The 16407-nt window shown below is 66.0% G+C and carries 13 protein-coding genes; 8 read left to right on the top strand and 5 right to left on the bottom strand.

All coding sequences use genetic code 11. The annotated features are described in order from the left end of the window. The first annotated feature begins 327 nt into the window (after positions 1-327). Together E2I15_RS22170 and E2I15_RS22165 are read left to right on the top strand one after the other, a co-directional pair. Positions 328-1857 carry an ABC-F family ATP-binding cassette domain-containing protein gene (locus E2I15_RS22170; protein ID WP_137478982.1) on the top strand — a complete coding sequence of 510 codons (1530 nt, stop codon included), beginning with the start codon at positions 328-330 and terminating at the stop codon, positions 1855-1857. Between the two features lie 340 nt (positions 1858-2197). Continuing rightward, positions 2198-3664: a glycerol-3-phosphate dehydrogenase gene (locus tag E2I15_RS22165; RefSeq protein ID WP_137478983.1), complete on the top strand. Its 1467-nt coding sequence runs from the start codon at positions 2198-2200 to the stop codon at positions 3662-3664. Positions 3665-3817: 153 nt separating this feature from the next. Here E2I15_RS22165 and E2I15_RS22160 read toward each other — a convergent pair whose 3' ends face one another. Continuing rightward, a complete protein-coding gene (locus tag E2I15_RS22160) occupies positions 3818-5047 on the bottom strand; it encodes a tetratricopeptide repeat protein (protein WP_137479083.1) in 1230 nt (409 codons plus the stop codon). Between the two features lie 438 nt (positions 5048-5485). Between E2I15_RS22160 and E2I15_RS22155 the strand changes: the two genes are divergently transcribed. Genes E2I15_RS22155 through E2I15_RS22145 form a run of 3 tightly spaced genes read left to right on the top strand, consistent with a single transcriptional unit; the run spans position 5486 to position 8306 of the window. Continuing rightward, positions 5486-6583, top strand: a complete 1098-nt coding sequence (locus E2I15_RS22155; RefSeq protein ID WP_246668074.1) for an ABC transporter ATP-binding protein — start codon at positions 5486-5488, stop codon at positions 6581-6583. Then, positions 6580-7491 carry an ABC transporter permease gene (locus tag E2I15_RS22150; RefSeq protein ID WP_137478985.1) on the top strand — a complete coding sequence of 304 codons (912 nt, stop codon included), beginning with the start codon at positions 6580-6582 and terminating at the stop codon, positions 7489-7491. The genes E2I15_RS22155 and E2I15_RS22150 overlap by 4 nt, the downstream gene beginning before the upstream one ends. After that, entirely contained in the window at positions 7491-8306 is an 816-nt protein-coding gene (locus tag E2I15_RS22145) for an ABC transporter permease (RefSeq protein WP_137478986.1), read from the top strand. The genes E2I15_RS22150 and E2I15_RS22145 overlap by 1 nt, the downstream gene beginning before the upstream one ends. A 206-nt stretch (positions 8307-8512) precedes the next feature. Here the strand turns inward: E2I15_RS22145 and E2I15_RS22140 are convergent, their stop codons facing one another. The 4 genes from E2I15_RS22140 to E2I15_RS22125 all read right to left on the bottom strand — a co-directional run bounded on the left by E2I15_RS22140 (position 8513) and on the right by E2I15_RS22125 (position 13936). Beyond that, positions 8513-9364, bottom strand: a complete 852-nt coding sequence (locus E2I15_RS22140) for a carbohydrate ABC transporter permease (protein ID WP_137478987.1) — start codon at positions 9362-9364, stop codon at positions 8513-8515. Continuing rightward, entirely contained in the window at positions 9361-10230 is an 870-nt protein-coding gene (locus E2I15_RS22135) for a carbohydrate ABC transporter permease (protein WP_028340608.1), read from the bottom strand. The genes E2I15_RS22140 and E2I15_RS22135 overlap by 4 nt, the downstream gene beginning before the upstream one ends. A gap of 196 nt (positions 10231-10426) precedes the next feature. Further along, on the bottom strand, positions 10427-11812 hold the full coding sequence (locus E2I15_RS22130) for an ABC transporter substrate-binding protein (protein ID WP_137478988.1): 1386 nt from the start codon (positions 11810-11812) through the stop codon (positions 10427-10429). Between the two features lie 159 nt (positions 11813-11971). After that, positions 11972-13936 (bottom strand): AsmA family protein, encoded by a 1965-nt coding sequence (locus tag E2I15_RS22125; RefSeq protein WP_069280107.1) that lies wholly within the window; start codon positions 13934-13936, stop codon positions 11972-11974. A 245-nt stretch (positions 13937-14181) separates the two neighbouring features. Here E2I15_RS22125 and E2I15_RS22120 point away from each other — a divergent pair, with 245 nt between their 5' ends. The 3 genes from E2I15_RS22120 to E2I15_RS22110 are packed head-to-tail and all read left to right on the top strand — an operon-like array spanning position 14182 to position 16210. Next, positions 14182-14889: a CoA transferase subunit A gene (locus tag E2I15_RS22120; RefSeq protein ID WP_092123538.1), complete on the top strand. Its 708-nt coding sequence runs from the start codon at positions 14182-14184 to the stop codon at positions 14887-14889. A gap of 24 nt (positions 14890-14913) precedes the next feature. After that, complete coding sequence (locus E2I15_RS22115) at positions 14914-15564, top strand: 3-oxoacid CoA-transferase subunit B (protein ID WP_018268725.1); 651 nt, start codon at positions 14914-14916, stop codon at positions 15562-15564. A 1-nt stretch (position 15565) separates the two neighbouring features. After that, entirely contained in the window at positions 15566-16210 is a 645-nt protein-coding gene (locus E2I15_RS22110; RefSeq protein ID WP_137478990.1) for an N-acetyltransferase, read from the top strand. Positions 16211-16407 lie beyond the last annotated feature (197 nt).

Genomic DNA, 16407 nt, shown 5'->3' with positions numbered 1-16407 from the left:
CTTGCCATCCGTTGCACGTCCGGCTACATCTCGACCCACCACATCATTTCAGCCGAGAAAGGAGGGCCGCGTCGTGGCGAGATACACCGATCCCCACCTCAAGCGTGGCCCCGTCAACGCCCTGCAGATGCGTTTGCAGGGCTGACCGGAAACTCGCGCAACATCTCTTCCTGGTCTGCCCTTCGTGGCCGTGCGGCGTCGAACGCTTGAGCGTTCGTGCCCGCATATCAATCCCTCGCCGCGCTTCGACACGCACATCCGATGGCTGGATGCCCAAGGGCATGCTGGCATGCCCGGGGATGTCGCGATGGCCGGCAAGACCAGAGAATGATCGTGACCCTCATCAATGTCCGCAATCTCGGCGTGACGCTGAACGCGCCGCTGTTTTCCGAACTGAATTTTGTCGTCAATGCCGGCGACCGCATCGCCCTGGTGGCCGCCAACGGCCGCGGCAAGTCCACGCTGCTGCGCTGTATCGCGGGCCGAATGGAGCCCAACGCGGGCGACATCACCCGCGCGCGCGGGCTGACCGTCGGCCATGTCGAGCAGAATGCGCCACTGAGGCTGCTGGATACGCCGTTCCATATCGCTGTGCTCGAGGCGCTTCCCGGCGAGCAGCGCGCCAGCGAGGGCTGGCGGGTCGACGTCGCCCTGCAATCGCTCGAGGTGCCGGAGGAGCTGTGGACGAGACCGCTGAAGCAGCTGAGCGGCGGCTGGCTGCGGCTTGCGGTGCTCGCCCGCGTGCTGGTGACCGAGCCCGATGTGCTGCTGCTCGACGAGCCGACCAACCATCTCGATCTCGCCAAGATCGGCCGGCTTGAGGCCTGGCTGAACGCGCTGCCGCGCGAGATGCCGGTGGTGATCGCAAGCCACGATCGCGCCTTTCTCGATGCAACGACCAACCGGACGCTGTTCCTGCGCCCGGAGCGGTCGCAGCTGTTCTCGCTGCCCTATACCGCGGCGCGCGCGGCGCTCGACGAATTCGATGCCTCGGACGAGCGGCGCTATCGGCGCGACATGAAGGCCGTGCGGCAGCTCCGGCAGCAGGCCGCGAAGCTCAACAACCTCGGCATCAATTCCGGCAGCGACCTCCTGCTGTCGAAGACCAGGCAATTGAAGCGGCGCGCCGAGAGGCTGGAGGAGACGGCGAAGCCCGCGCATCTGGAACGCTCGGCCGGAGCGATCCGGCTCGCCAACCGCGACACCCATGCCAAGGTTCTGGTCAGGCTGAACAACGCCGGGATCGCCACGCCCGACGGCAGGCTGTTGTTCAGGACCGGGCAGCAGTTCATCTGCAAGGGCGACCGGATTGCGCTGCTCGGGCCGAATGGCGCCGGCAAGACGCGCTTCGTCGCGGCCCTGCGGCTGGCGATCGAGGATGCCGGAACGGCACCGGCCGAGATCCGGGCCACTGAGTCATTGGTGCTTGGCTATTGCGACCAGGCACTGGCCGATCTCGCCGATAGCGACACGCCGATGCGCATGCTGACGCGGCGCTTCGAGGTCGGCGATCAGCGGGCGCGCGGCCTGCTCGCCGGTGCCGGGCTCTCGATCGAGATGCAGGCCCGACCGATCGGGCGGCTGTCGGGCGGGCAGAAGGCCCGTCTCGGCATGCTAGTGCTGCGGCTCACCCAGCCGAACTTCTATCTGCTCGACGAGCCGACCAACCACCTCGACATCGAGGGCCAGGAGGCGCTGGAGGACGAATTGATGGAACAGCAGGCCAGCTGCCTCCTGGTGTCGCACGACCGCCAGTTCGTGCGGACCGTGGCCAACCGGTTCTGGGTGATCGAACGCAAGACGCTGATCGAGGTCGATGGACCCGAAGGCTTCTTCGCCGCGGCCGGTGCGGACTAGCACGTGATGGAGTCCGATAGGATAGCGTCGCGAAAACGGTGTGCCTCGCTTGCGGGGCCCGCCGCAGGAGGAGCGCTGCCAAAATATCGAAAACAACCCCATGCAAAGGAGCCGGTGGCGGCCGGCGTTCGAGCAGGCGACTTGACACGTCGGGCAACTCAGGGCCATTATTCCAATATTCCGAAATCCTGCAAACGTACGCTCGCCCCGCAAGCGGGAGAGGTGGGATGGGCCGTGAGACCGCTTCCCCCCAGGCATCATGTGGTTCGGCGCCACGCCCTGACGCAATTTGGGTGCGACCACGTATTCCGTTCGCATTGAAATGCGATAGGCGTTGCGCATGGCGGACTATGACGTCGCGATCATCGGCGGTGGCCTGAACGGCACCAGCATGGCCCGTGACGCCGCCGGCCGCGGCCTGCGCGTGATCCTGCTGGAGCAGGGTGATCTCGGTTCCGGCGCATCGCAGGCTTCGCCGCGGCTGGTCCATGGCGATCTGGCCGGGCTGGAACGGCGGGAGTTCTTCCGCGTCCGCAGGGCGCTGAGGGAACGCGACGTGTTGCTGCGCATCGCGCCGCATCTGGTGCGGCCGGTGCGCTTCGTGATCCCGTCGCATGCCGAGGAGCGGCCGCCGTGGCAGTTGCGGTCGTTGCTGCTGCTCTACGAGCGGCTGGCTTCGCGCAGCGGTCTGCCGCGCTCGGCGACGCTCGATGTCACCCACCATCCGGTCGGCAATGCGCTGAAGCGGCCGTTCGGAACCGCGTTCGAATATTCCGACTGCGTCGTCGACGATTCCCGGCTCGTCGTGCTCACCGCCGTCGACGCCGCGGCGCGCGGCGCCGATATCCGCACCGGCGCGCGCGTGACCCGGGCCGAGCGCAGTGAAACCTGGCGGCTCATCGTGATCGACCGAGGCTATCGGCGGGTGCTCACGGCGCGGGCGCTGGTCAACGCGACCGGTGCGTGGACCGCCTCGGTCGCCGACACCGTGCTGCGCGTGCCCGCGCCTCAGCTTGCGACCGTGCAGATCAGCCAGATCGTGGTGCGCCGCCTGTTCGACTGCGACAACGTCTATGTGTTTCAGAACCCTGACGGCCGGCTGATCTTCGCCAGTCCCTACGAGCGCGATTTCACCCTGATCGGCAGCGTCAGTCATCCCTTCAAGGGCGATCCGGCGGTTGTTGCGATGGATGTGCGCGAGGTGGCCTATCTCTGCGACGCGGCCAATCGCTACTTTCGCGAGCAGATCGCTCCAGTCGACGTGTTGCGGACCGTCTCCGGCGCCAATTCCGTCGTCGCGCCCGCGCGCCGGCACATGAGCGATGGCGCAGCGCTGCTCGATGTCGGGCGCGGCAAGGCGCCGCTGCTCACGATCTTCGGCGGCGACGTCACCACCGCGCGGCGCCGCGCCGAGCGGGCGGTGTCGGAGTTCATGCGGTTCTATCCGATGACGCCGCGCTGGACCGCAACGGCGTCGCTGCCGGGCGGTGAATTCGCCTGGCAGCGCTTCGAAACCGAGGTCGAGATCGCCCGCGACCGCTGGCGCTTCCTCGGCGAGGCGCAGGCGCGGCGGCTGGTGGCCGCCTATGGGCTGAACGTCAGGGATGTTCTGGGCGACGCCAGGGAAACGGCCGATCTCGGCCCGGCATTCGGTCCCGACCTGACCGGCGCCGAGGTGCGCTACCTCATGCGCAGGGAATGGGCGCGCTTTCCGGACGATATCTTGTGGCGCCGCTCCAAGCTCGGGCTGACCATGCCGCAAGCGGATTGCGAGGCGCTCGCGACGTTCATGGCGAAGGCGGATTGAGACTCTCAAACCTCCCCTTGCAAAGGGGAAGTCGCTTTTGCGCAAGAGCAAAGGGGTGGGGATCTTCGCTCCACAACGACCGGTGTCGCTTGTGGCCGCCCCCCATCCCGACCTTCCCCCTTTCAGGGGGAAGGAGAGTAGCTCCAGCAGCGGCTATTGCCGGGCAGCCTCTTGTGACCAGGCGAGGTCCCGCCGGGACGGACGGCGATGCAGCCGCTCCGAGATCAGGCTCGTTGCCTGCCGGCCCTGACCGGCGCGCAGGCAGGCGACGATGAAGGTATCTTCCCATAATTCGCGCTGCGCGTGGCTGCCGCCGATCCGCACCAGCTCGGGCATCAGCGGCGCAAGGATGCGCACGGCGTCGTGGTGGTCGCCGGCGGCGAAGGCCGCGATCCCACGTCCCAGCCCGATCGCGGCAGGGCCGGGCGCCAACCGTCCGTCGGCGTCGCGCGCGGCCATCTCGGCCAGCCGCGCCTCCAGTGCGCCATTGTCGGTCGTGGCCGCGACCAGCGCGTGGTGCACGTCGGCGAAATGCACGCCGGCCTTCGGAAAGTAGCCGTCGCCATAAGCGGCGACCTCCTTCCAGTACTGTTCCAGGCCGGTCTTGCCGGCGACCGACAGCCGCCACAGCAGCGAGGCCGTGTCTGTAAAGATATTGAGCGGCGGATAGGGCCGGCCCGCCGGCTTGATGTGCTGCTCGTAGATGTCGAGCGCGCCGTCGGCGTCGCCTTCCTCGATCGCGATCAAGGCGAGGTGCCAGGCGAGATGGCCCTGCAGGAAGCTGGTGCGATCGTTTGCCGGCAGCCACGCGGAGAGGAAGCTGCGGCCTTCCGCCCCGTCGCCCTGCTCGAACAGCGCATGCGCCACGGCGTGCGCGGCGCCGGCATTCTCCGGCTTCAGCGCGTAGCCGCGCTCGGTGATGGCACGGCCCGAGATGACGTCGCCGGCCTCGGTCTTCGACCAGCCGAGATAGGTGAGGAACCACCAATCGTCGCCATAGTCGCCGATATAGCGTTCGGAGATCGCGAGCCGCGCGGCGTCATGGTCGGCCCGGCCGGAGAAGGCGTAGAGGCCGAAGGCGCCGAGCAGCAGCGACAGCACTTGCGCATCGCGCGGATATTCGCCGAGATGCTGTTCGGCCGATGTCATCGCCTTCCTGGGCTGCCCCTCGATCGCCGACGCCATGATCTCGATGTGCTGGCGCTCGCGCGGGCTTGTGGCCGTGGCCAGCTGCCGTGCATCGGCCGCCTTGGCGCGGGCCTTGGCGCCTTCCATGTTGAGCTGGTGCACGCGGGCGCGGCCGATATGGGCCAGCGCGAAAGCGGGGTCCTCGGCGATCGCCGCCTCGAACGCCGCATCGGCGCCGTGCAGCGCCGCCAGCATGCGATCGACGCCGTCGACATAGTAGGCGGCAGCGCGGTCCGAGGTGGTGGTCAGCGGCAGGCCGTAGCGGTCGTGAATCATCGGTTGCCCTCCCGGATTTGGCTGCGAAGTCTAGAGCATTCTCGGTTCTGATTGAATCAGAACCGAAGCTCTGGCTTTTTGTTTTGACGCGTTTTCTACCGCAGATAAGTCTACGCAATCTGCGTAAACTTGATTGCTACGTGAACCGGTTTCCACTTCGCTCGAAAATGCTTTAGCAGAGGCGCGGACGCCGACAATATTGCGGGAGATGTCCGTGAGGCGGTTGAGCCGGTGGCGATCCACCGCTAGCTTGCCGCCAGAATCGGACCTTACGGGGAATCGGGGCTGACGGACGTGACATCGGGCGAAGCGAGTGCGGAGGCGGCAAGGCGGTTGCCTGAACCGGCCGTCTCGGACATGCCGCTGCTGCGGATCGAGGGTGTCGCCAAGTCGTTCGGCAATTTTCGCGCGGTCGACAAGCTCTCGCTCGATATCCGCGCCGGCGAATTCTTCGCGCTGCTCGGCCCGAGCGGCTGCGGCAAGACCACGCTGCTGCGCATGCTCGCGGGCTTCGAGACGCCGGACGCGGGCCGCATCCTGCTCGGCGGCAGCGACATCGCCCAGGTGCTGCCGCACGAGCGGCCCGTCAACATGATGTTCCAGAACTACGCGCTGTTTCCGCATCTGTCGGTGCGCGACAACATCGCCTTCGGCCTGAAGCGCGCCGGCATGGCGCGCGGCGACATCGCGACCCGCGTGGCCGAGATGGTGGCCCTCGTCAAGCTCGAGGGGATGGAGAAGCGCAAGCCCGACCAGCTCTCCGGCGGACAGCGGCAGCGCGTCGCGCTGGCGCGCTCGCTGGCGCGGCGCCCGCAGGTGCTGCTGCTCGACGAGCCGCTCGCGGCGCTCGACAAGAAGCTGCGCGAGAGCACGCAAGGAGAGCTGATGGAGCTGCAGCGCCGGCTCGGCATGACCTTCATCATCGTGACCCACGATCAGGAGGAGGCGATGACGATGGCCGGCCGGATCGGCGTGATGGATGCCGGACGTCTGGTCCAGGTCGCCACCCCGCGCAATCTCTACGAGGCGCCGGCCTCGCGCTGGATCGCCGAGTTCGTCGGCGACATCAATCTGTTCAACGGCGAGGTTACGGCCCGCGAGAATGGGCGCCTGACGGTCGCGACCGCTGATGCGGGCAGGCTGGCGGTCAGCGAGCTGTGGCCACCGGTGACCAGGCAGGTCGCCGTCGCGATCCGCCCCGAGAAGGTGAAGCTGTCGCGCCGCGCGCCGGCAACGGACGGGGGCGCGTCGCAAACGATCAACTGGCTGGAGGGCGTCGTCACCGACGTCAACTATCTCGGCGGTGTGACCAGCTACCGGGTGAAGCTGGAGACCGGCGCGGTGCTGCGCGCGTCGATGGCCAACACCGCGCGGCTCGATGTCGATGCCTATCTCGCCGGCCAGCGGGTGGTGGCTTGGTTCACCGCCGACGATTGCCTGGTGCTCGAGCAATGAGTGCGCGCCGCATCTTCGCCCGGCCGGCGCGGCTCGCCGCGATCGCGCCCTATCTGTGGATGGTGCTGTTCTTCCTGGTGCCGTTCGGCTTCGTGCTGAAGATCAGCCTGTCGCAAACCGCGATCGCGCAGCCGCCCTATACGCCGGTGTTCGATTTCAGCGAGGGCCGCGCCGCGCTCGCGGCCTTGGCGCAACTGTCGTTCGACAATTTCCGACTGCTGTTGCAGGACAATCTCTACATCCTGTCCTATCTGCGCAGCCTCGTCGTCGCCGTGACCTCGACCTTGATCCTGCTCTTGATCGGCTATCCCATCGCCTATGGCATGGCGCGGTTGCCGCAGCGCTGGCAGGGCGTCGCGATGATGCTGGTCATCGTGCCGTTCTGGACCTCGTTCCTGATCCGCATCTATGCCTGGATCAACATCCTGCAGCATGACGGCCTGCTCAACCAGATCCTGCTGGCGCTGCACATCGTGTCCGCGCCGGTGGTCTGGCTGTCGACCGACAGCGCGATGTATCTCGGCATCGTGTATTCCTATCTGCCGTTCATGATCCTGCCGCTCTATGCGACGCTCTCCAGGATGGACGCGTCGCTGCTGGAGGCCGCGGGCGATCTCGGCGCCTCGCCGCTGCAGGCGTTCTGGCTGGTGACGTTCCCGCTGTCGCTGCCCGGCGTCGGCGCCGGCGCGCTGCTCTGCTTCATTCCGATCGTCGGCGAGTTCGTGATCCCCGACCTGCTCGCGGGCTCCAATTCGCTGATGATCGGGCAGACGCTGTGGCTCGAGTTCTTCACCAACAAGGACTGGCCGGTCGCATCGGCCGCCGCGGTCGCCTTGTTGCTGCTGCTGGTGCCGCCACTCGTACTCTACGACCGCCTGCAGCGGCGGCAGCTGGAGGCGGGCCGCTGATGGCGCGCACCGCGACCCGCCTCACCCGCTTCAACATGACGTCGCTGGCGCTCGGGCTGGCGTTCCTCTATCTGCCGATCGTCATCCTCGTGATCTACTCGTTCAACGCCTCGCGGCTGGTGACGGTGTGGGGCGGCTGGTCGCTGCGCTGGTACCGCGAGTTCTTTGGCGACCGCGCCATGCTGGAGGCGGCGTGGATGAGCCTGTCGGTCGCCGCGGTGTCGGCGACGCTGGCGACACTGCTGGGCACGCTGGCGGCGATCGGGCTGGCGCGCGGCGAGCGGTTCCGGGGGCGCGCGCTGTTCTCGGGCATGCTGTATTCGCCGCTGGTGATGCCGGAGGTGATATCCGGCCTGTCGCTGCTGCTGCTGTTCGTCGCGCTCAACGCCGAGCGCGGGTTCTGGACGGTGACGATCGCCCACACCACGCTGACGATGTGCTTCGTCACGGTCGTGGTGCAGTCGCGCCTCTCCACGCTCGACCGCAGCCTGGAGGAGGCCGCGATGGACCTCGGCTGCGATCCGGTGCGCGCGTTCCTCCTGGTGACGCTGCCGCTGATCGTGCCGGCGATCGTGGCGGGGTGGATGCTGGCCTTCACGCTGTCGCTCGACGACGTCGTGATCGCGAGCTTCACCACCGGTCCGGGCTCGGCGACGCTACCGATCCGGATCTATTCCGAGGTCCGGCTCGGCGTGAAGCCGGAGATCAACGCGATCTGCACGCTGGTGATCGCGCTGATCGCCGTGATCATCGTGGTCGCCTCGTTCGCCTCGAAACTGTCGAGCGCGCGCGGCGAGAGCGCCGCGCCGCTGTAGACTCTCGTTTCGACGCTCTTTCCTTGCTCGAAACATCCCTGTGCAAGGGAGCCACTGGCGGAAGGGCTCCCTCCCCCCGCAAGGGGGGAGGGAGCTTGGGCAGTGTGCCCACCTCACGTCAGTTGCTGGCGCAATGAGGAGAGAGAACTTGCGGGCACCGCGAACGTGATGGGAGCGTCTACTTCGCTAGAAAACGCTCTGGCGCATCAAGACTTCACCGCGCCTGCGGTCAGCCCGCCAACCATGTAGCGCTTGAAGGCGTAATAGACCGCGGCCGGCGGCAGCGCGTAGATGAAGCCGGTGGTCATCAACAGCTCCCACGGTGAGTCGTCGGCGGCGAGGAAGTTGCCGAGTGCGACCGGCAGCGTGATGTCGGTGTCCTTCGACAGCAGCAGGAACGCGTAGAGATATTCGTTCCACGCGAGCAGGATCGCATAGGTGCCGACCGCGACCAGCGAGGGCATCATCAGCGGCACATAGACCAGGCGGAACAGCTGAAGCGTGGTGGCGCCGTCCATCGTCGCGGCCTCGTCGAGCTCGACCGGCAGCTTGTCGGAGGCCTGCTTCAGGACCCAGATCGCGTAGGGCGCGGCGATCGTCACCATCGCGAGAATCAGCGACCAGTGATTGTTGAGCAGGCCGTAATTGCCCATGGTGCGGTACATCGGCACGGCGAGGAACGCGGCCGGGATGAAGTAGGTGAACAGCGCCATGTTCATGACGGCGCGGCCGCCCGGCACGCGCAGCCGCGAGATCGAGAACGCGGCGGCGGTGGCCACGAACAGCGTCAGCGCGCCGACCGCGAGCGCGATCACGGTCGAATTCCAGAACTGGATCCAGAAGTCGCGCAGGAAGTAGTGCTGCTGGTTGAACACGATCTCGAAATTGTGCAGCGTCGGATGCGCCGGCCACAGCTTGCCGGAGAACGCGTCCTCCTTCGGCGAGATCGCGAACACGAACATGTGGTAGATCGGGATCATGGTCCAGATGAAGACCGGGATGCCGATCAGGAGCAGCTTGGCTTCGGTGCCGACTTCGCGGAGGGTGGGCAGCTTCATCGCGACAACCGTTTCATCATGAAATAGACCAGCGGCAGCACGAACGGCATCGCGCAGACGATCGAGGCCATCGCCAGCGAGAGCTGGTCGAGGCGCAGATAGCGGATGCCGAGAGTCGACAGCACGTGGGTGAGGTCGGCGGGGCCGCCGCCGGTGAGCAAATAGACGCTGTTGAAGTCGCCGAGCGTCCAGATCATCGAGAGCAGCGTGCAGGTGACGTAGAGCGTCTGCATCGACGGCCAGGTGATGTAGCGGAATTTCTGCCACCAATTGGCGCCGTCGACGTCGGAGGCCTCGTACAGATCGTGCGAGATGGCGAGCCGTCCGGTCAGCAGGATCAGCGTCCAGAACGGCAGCGACTTCCAGATGTGCACGCCGATCGCCATCGCCAATGCGACCGACGGATCGTTCAGCCAGTTCGGGCCGTCGTCGCCGGTGAACTTGAAGATCAGCTGGTTGACCACGCCCCATTCCGGGTTGAGCATGAAGCGCACCGACAGGATGGTCGGGATCGAGGGCACCGCCCAGGGCAGGATGAAGATGACCGACAGCCACCTGATCCAGGGCCGCTGCTGGGCGAAGAAGCCGGACAGGAACAGCGCGATCAGCATCTTGATGTTGATGCCGATGACCAGGAAGATCAGCGTGTTGACCGCCGCGCGCGCGAAGATCGGGTCATGATAGAGCGCGACATAGCTCGCCGGATGGCGCGCCAGCCACAGGCCGTAGCCGACCGGATAGACCACGAAGGCGAGGAAGACGAGCAGATAGGGCGCGAGCAGCACAATGCCCCAGACCTGCGGCGGCGACAGCCGCGCCGACAACGGCGGCGAGGGGACATCGGATGCGGAGAGTGTGATCGCCATTCGGTTACTCTTTGAGCAAGCTACCGCCTGCGCCTACGCTGTCGTCCCTGCGAAAGCAGGGACCCATAACCACCGGCCTTCGTTGTTGCACGAAAGCCGGTGACCAGCACCTTTCAAATGACCGCCGCGGCGTATGGGTCCCTGCTTTCGCAGGGACGACGGATACATATGGCCGCGGCGGCCGGTCTCGCAACGTCTACCCCGCCACCTGCTTGATGCGGGCGATCAGTTCGTCGACGGCCTTGTCGACCGGCACCTTCTCGCTGACCACGCGGTTCATGGCCTTGGCCCAGACGTTCTCGTTGTTCAGGATGGTGAACTTCCAGTTCTTGGTAAAGTCGAACGGCGCGGTACCGCCGGTGAACTGATTGTAGACCGCCTTGCGATGCCGGTCAGCCTGCCAGAACGGGCTCGCCTGGCTTGCCTTGGTCACCGGGAACCAGCGGCCGAGCGCGCCCTCGACATAGGGCCGCAAATTGTCTTCCTGCATCAGGAAGGCAATGAACTGCTTGCCTTCCGCCTTGTTCTTGGCGTTGGCGAAGATCAACCCGGTCTTGACGTCGGAGCGGTATCGGATCGTCGATCCGTCCGGCGCCTTCGGGAAGGACGCGGTGATGATGTCCTGCTCATAGGCCTGCTTGCCGGCAGCGCGCTGCGCGTCGGTCAGCGCCGGGTTGGTGGAATCCTCGAACCACTTCGCCGCGATCGAGATCGTGAAGTTGTGGGTCATCACGATCGTCTTGTTGTGGAAGGCAACGTTGTTGTCCGGATCCTTCCAGGTCGTGGAGGAGGGCGGCGAGCAGCCCTTGATGTAGGTGTCGGTGTAGTCCTTCAGCGCGTGAATCAACCCCTCGCGCACCTTGGGATCGTCGACCAGAAGCTTGCCGTCGTCGTCGACCAGCTTGACGTGGTAGGCGTCCATGAAGGTGTAGAACGACTGGAACGAGTCGGTGGATTCCACGCCCATCGGCTGGCCGACGCCGTAGATGCGCTGGCCGGTCGCCTTGCGGATCGCCGGCTGCACCTTGTCGCACCAGAACGACCAGTAGTCCTCCCACTTGGTCGGGATGTCGGCGGCCTTGAAGCCCGCCTTCTCGAGCATGTCGCCCCAGATCTGGACGTGCATGCTCTGCTGCTTCAGCGGGAAGCCGTAATAGGCCTTCTTCTTGGCGACGTCATTGTAGAGCAGCGCCGTCTCCAGCGTGTTCGGCGCGAACGCATCCTTCATCGGCAGCAGGATGTCGGAGAGATCCTCGAGCTTGCCCTCATAGGCCCATTTGCCCTGCGCCTGCACGTCGTAGGAGTCGGAATAGGCGACGTCGGGCACGGTGCCGGAATCGAGCGCGGCGACCGTCTTCGGAATCATGTCCTGGATCGCGTATTGCGACAGTTCGACCTTGATGCCGGTCTTGGCTTCGAATTTCTTGATCGTCTCGAGCAGCGCGTCGTCTTCGGATTTGTAAAATCCCTTGCCCCACCAGACGGTGATCGTCTTGCCCTGGGCCAGAGCGGGTGCAGTTGCGGCGAACAGGCCGACCGCGGCGACCGCAATTGATAGCGCACCGATAACCTTGGATCTCACGTTGTTCTCCCTCATGAGGCCGGTTTTTAACCGGTTGGAGAAAACACTAGCGCATGCCCGTGACCCGATAAAGATGTCGCGCCGCCGACTTGCGTAGGGGTTTGCGGCGAGCGCGTGGATCGGTCCCGGTGCATCGATGCGCAAAGTGAATGGATTCGATCAGTTCGACTTCGCATTCTCGGCCGACGCCGCCGGTGCGCTGCCGGGCGCGCCTGCCGCGGCATCGGGCGCCGCCGCGGGCCGCGCGGCGCCGCCGGTGAAGCGCTCGATCACCGAGCGCACCGCGTCGCGGGTCTTGCGATCCTTCACCGCATCGAGCAGCGGGGCGGAGGCCGGCGAGCGGCGGATCAGGCTTTCCGGATCGGGGAAGATCAGCGGATCGTCCCACGGCCCCTGGATCACGAAGGGCAGATCGAAACCGTTGCCGCCGGCCGATGCCGAGGTCAGGCTGGCGACGCCCTTGAGATCGTATTCGCGCGACGGCACCGAGGCCGTGCCGGTCAGCGTGATCTTCGCCGTTGGGCTTTCGACATGAATGTCGTCGGCGGTCGCGACGCCGTCGGCGAATTTCACCGAGATGCTGAGATTGTCGTAGGGCGTCGAGCCGGAGCGGAAATTGCCGCCGCCGGACAGCGGCCGCTTCTCCAGCCGCTTCAACAACTGCTCGACATTGAAGCCCGCGATCGCGCCGTCGTGCCCGTTCAGCGTCGCGGTGCCGTCGAGCGACGAGGCGAGCCCGAACGGGCTCGAGCCCGAGGCCGTCAGCGAGACGTTGAGGTTGCCGCGGCCGGATAGCTTGTTGATGCCGAACAATTCGCTGGCGCAGGCCTGCAAATCGACATCGGTGAACTGGAATTGCGCTCTGACGTCGGCGACCGCATCCGAGCGCGCGATCGCGAACGAGCCCTTGGCGATGCCGCCATACATCTGCGCCTCACCGACGCTGAGCGCCAGCGCGCCGCCGCGCAGATTGGCGCCGAACGCGGTGCGGCCGAGCTTGGACGGGCCGACCGTCACCTTGGCCGCCGACAGGCGCATGTCGAGATCGGTCGACGACAGCGAGGAGAGGTCGAACAGCTGCCTGTTCCAGTCGCGCTGGCCGCTGGCCAGCAGGCGGAACGTCGAGATGTAGGGCGTGAAATCGAGATTGCCGGCGGCAAGCGTCGCCTGCAGCGTCTGCCGGCCGTTATTGGCGTAGGTCATCACGCCCTCGGCGACGTTGCCGTCGAGCTCGACATTGACATTGGTGAGTGCGACCGAGCCGCCGACCACATTGGCGCGGGCCTTCAGCGCGAAGCGGCCGAAGCCGCCACCGCCGCCGGGCGGGGCCTGTCCCATCCAGCGCAACGCGTTGCGCAGCGACGGGCTGTCCATGGTGGCGACGCCTTCCATCATCAGGCTGGTGCGGTTGGCAACGGTTCCGTCGAAAGCAACCTTCAGCGGCGCGCTGGCGAGCCGCGCCTTCAGGCCGGAGCGGTCGCCCGACAGCAGCGCGACGAAGTCGCTGGCGCTGATCGAGCCGTCGACGCGTTCGCCGCGCCAGTCGAACTGGCCGGTTGCGGCAAAGGAGCGCGAGATCGAGGGCCAGGCCAGCGACAGGTCGATATCGCCGAGCTGTTCGGAGATGTTGTTGGTGCCGTCCTGGTAGTTCAGCTCGCCGTCCTGGATCCGGATTTCGGAGAACGACACCTGGTTCTCGGCGCCGGGCGTCATCGCCTTGGCGATGGTCTCGACGAACGGCGTCCAATTGCTCTCGCCGGCGCCGTCGCGGACCACATGGATATGCGGGCGGAGCATCATGACATCGGCAATCTCGAACCGCCGCAGCAACAGCGGCAGCAGGCGCAGATTGGCGGTCAGCACGTCGACCTGCAGGGCGGGACCGATGGTATCGGCGCCCTTCAGCCCGACATTATGAAAGGAGACGTAGCTGCCCGGAAAAACCGAGACGTCGATCGGGCCGTTGACGACGAGCTCGAGCCCGGTCACGGCGCGAATCTGCGCCTCCACCGCGCGCTGCAACGCGTCCCGGTTGAGGAACCACGACGTTCCGACCAGCCCGACCAGCGCCAGGCCGAAAAGCGCCGCGATCGGCATCCCCAGGCGCTTAATTCCTTGGGCCATCGTCAATGACATATCCGGGTCGGGTTGAGTTTTGTCGAGTCGTCGTCGAACACAGCGGGCTCTCGCCGGAGGCCCCTGCCAACCCACGCAACTTGAAGGGTTTTCTTGTCGCTTTCAAGGCCATGTTGATTGCCGCAGGCCGCCGCCCGTCGCCGCACCCGGCCGTGATTGACGCACTGCGAAGATTTCGCCTAATAATCCGCTTTGCCACAGCCGTTCCGCGCCCTCCATCAGGTATTCGCTGCATGAACAAAGTTTATCCCGACGCCAAATCGGCACTCGATGGTCTCCTCAAGGACGGCATGATGATCATGTCGGGCGGCTTCGGCCTCTGCGGCATCGCCGAAACCCTGTCGGACGCGATCCGCGACTCCGGCGTCAAGGGCCTCACCGTCGTCTCCAACAATGCCGGCGTCGACGGCATTGGCCTCAGCCGGCTGCTGGAGACGCGCCAGATCAAGAAGATGATCTCGTCCTATGTCGGCGAGAACAAGCTGTTCGCCCAGCAATATCTCGCCGGCGAGCTCGAGCTCGAGTTCAACCCGCAGGGCACGCTGGCCGAGCGCATCCGCGCCGGCGGCGCCGGAATCCCGGCCTTCTACACCAAGACCGGCGTCGGCACGCTGATCGCCGAGGGCAAGGAAGTGAAGGAATTCGACGGCGAGAAGTACATCATGGAGCGCGGCCTGTTCGCCGACGTCGCCATCGTCCATGCCTGGAAGGGTGACACCGCCGGCAACCTCGTCTACCGCAAGACCGCGCGCAACTTTAACCCGATGATGGCCACCGCGGCGAAGGTCACCGTCGCCGAGGTCGAGCACCTGGTGCCGGCCGGCGAGATCGATCCGGACCACATCCACACCCCCGGCATCTTCGTCAAACGCATCATCGAGGTCGGGACCGGCAAGAAGCGGATCGAGTTCCGCAACACCCGTCCGCGGCCCGCCGCCTAAAACCCAATTCTTCAGGAGAGCCACATGGCCTGGACCCGTGAACAGATGGCCGCCCGCGCCGCCAAGGAGTTGCGCGACGGCTATTACGTCAATCTCGGCATCGGCATTCCGACGCTGGTCTCGAACTACATTCCCGACGGCATCGACGTCAGCCTGCAGAGCGAGAACGGCATGCTCGGCATGGGCCCGTTCCCCTATGAGGACGAAGTCGACGCCGACCTGATCAACGCCGGCAAGCAGACCGTGAGCGAGCTGCCCTCGACCAGCTATTTCTCCTCGGCCGATTCCTTCGGCATGGTGCGCGGCGGCCATATCGATCTGTCGATCCTCGGCGCCATGCAGGTGGCGCAGAACGGCGACCTCGCCAACTGGATGATCCCCGGCAAGATGGTGAAGGGCATGGGCGGCGCCATGGACCTCGTCGCCGGCGTCAAGCGTGTCGTGGTGGTGATGGAGCATTCCGCCAAGGACGGCCCGAAGCTGCTCAAGCAGTGCAACCTGCCGCTGACCGGCGAGCGCGTGGTCGACATGGTGGTCACCGACCTTGCGGTGTTCACCATCGACAAGCACGGCAAGGACGGCATGGCGCTGATCGAGCTTGCCGACGGCGTCACGCTCGACGAGGTCAAGGCCAAGACCGAGGCCGAATTCCGCGTCGCGCTGAAGAACACCTGAGATGATCGGCGCGGGACGATCCTCGATCCGTCCCGCACGATCCGACGACGCCGGCTTCATCGCCCGCACCGTCCTGGCCGCGCAGCGCGGCCCGTTGCCGCGCGGCTGGTTCGACATCGCGCTCGACCGGGGCGAGGCGGAATGCCTGGCGTTCATGACGCGGCTCGCCGTGGCGCGGGTGCGGTCATGGTATCACGTCGCCCATTTCCTGATCGCTGAAGTCGATGGCGCGCCGGCCGCCGCGCTGTGCGCGATGCCGGCATCCGGAACCGTCGTCGCGGCACGTGCGGCGATCGAGGAGGTCGCGGCGGAGACCGGCATGGATGCCGATGCCATCGTCGCGCGCGGCGGCTATGCCCGTAACTGCTGGGTGCAAGGCGGCGAGGGCGACTGGCTGATCGAGCACGTCGCCCGACAAGTGTCGCATCGCAGCGGCGGTCTGGTGCAGGACTTGATCCGCCGCGCACTCGCCGACGGCAAGGCGGCCGGTTACGCGCAGGCATCGATCTCGTTCCTGATCGGCAATGACGCCGCCGAACGCTGCTACGCCAAGGCCGGATTCGCCTACGCCGAAGAGAAACGCGACGCCGCCTTCGAGGCGATGACCGGCGCGCCGGCCTTTCGCAGATTTGTGCGGGTGATGTGAACAGGGCGCACGGCGAACGGCCCGCATATACATCTGTCGTCCCGGCGAAGCCCGGGACCCATACGCCGCGGCGGATGTTGCAGGCGGGACCCGTCGTTGCAATCGCGCGTAACGATCACCGTCGGTGGTTTTGGGACCCGGCCTTCGCCGGGACGACAGTGAGTGTGCGGCACGGTTTGTGAGTCATACGCCCGCAT

Origin of the sequence: Bradyrhizobium sp. BR2003 (assembly GCF_009720285.1) — a bacterium.
Classification (GTDB): domain Bacteria; phylum Pseudomonadota; class Alphaproteobacteria; order Rhizobiales; family Xanthobacteraceae; genus Bradyrhizobium; species Bradyrhizobium elkanii.
Note: the sequence above shows the minus strand (reverse complement) of the source record. Positions and strands in the feature narration are given on the sequence as shown.

Excerpts from the sequence above, each read along its gene's own strand:
- E2I15_RS22160 (WP_137479083.1), bottom strand. The coding sequence starts at position 5,047 with ATGCTGGCGGCGCTGCACGGCGCCGATGCGGCGTTCGAGGCGGCGATC.
- E2I15_RS22110 (WP_137478990.1), top strand. The coding sequence starts at position 15,566 with ATGATCGGCGCGGGACGATCCTCGATCCGTCCCGCACGATCCGACGAC.
- E2I15_RS22115 (WP_018268725.1), top strand. The coding sequence starts at position 14,914 with ATGGCCTGGACCCGTGAACAGATGGCCGCCCGCGCCGCCAAGGAGTTG.
- E2I15_RS22150 (WP_137478985.1), top strand. The coding sequence starts at position 6,580 with ATGAGTGCGCGCCGCATCTTCGCCCGGCCGGCGCGGCTCGCCGCGATC.
- E2I15_RS22140 (WP_137478987.1), bottom strand. The coding sequence starts at position 9,364 with ATGAAGCTGCCCACCCTCCGCGAAGTCGGCACCGAAGCCAAGCTGCTC.
- E2I15_RS22125 (WP_069280107.1), bottom strand. The coding sequence starts at position 13,936 with ATGGCCCAAGGAATTAAGCGCCTGGGGATGCCGATCGCGGCGCTTTTC.
- E2I15_RS22165 (WP_137478983.1), top strand. The coding sequence starts at position 2,198 with ATGGCGGACTATGACGTCGCGATCATCGGCGGTGGCCTGAACGGCACC.
- E2I15_RS22120 (WP_092123538.1), top strand. The coding sequence starts at position 14,182 with ATGAACAAAGTTTATCCCGACGCCAAATCGGCACTCGATGGTCTCCTC.
- E2I15_RS22155 (WP_246668074.1), top strand. The coding sequence starts at position 5,486 with ATGCCGCTGCTGCGGATCGAGGGTGTCGCCAAGTCGTTCGGCAATTTT.
- E2I15_RS22135 (WP_028340608.1), bottom strand. The coding sequence starts at position 10,230 with ATGGCGATCACACTCTCCGCATCCGATGTCCCCTCGCCGCCGTTGTCG.
- E2I15_RS22170 (WP_137478982.1), top strand. The coding sequence starts at position 328 with ATGATCGTGACCCTCATCAATGTCCGCAATCTCGGCGTGACGCTGAAC.
- E2I15_RS22145 (WP_137478986.1), top strand. The coding sequence starts at position 7,491 with ATGGCGCGCACCGCGACCCGCCTCACCCGCTTCAACATGACGTCGCTG.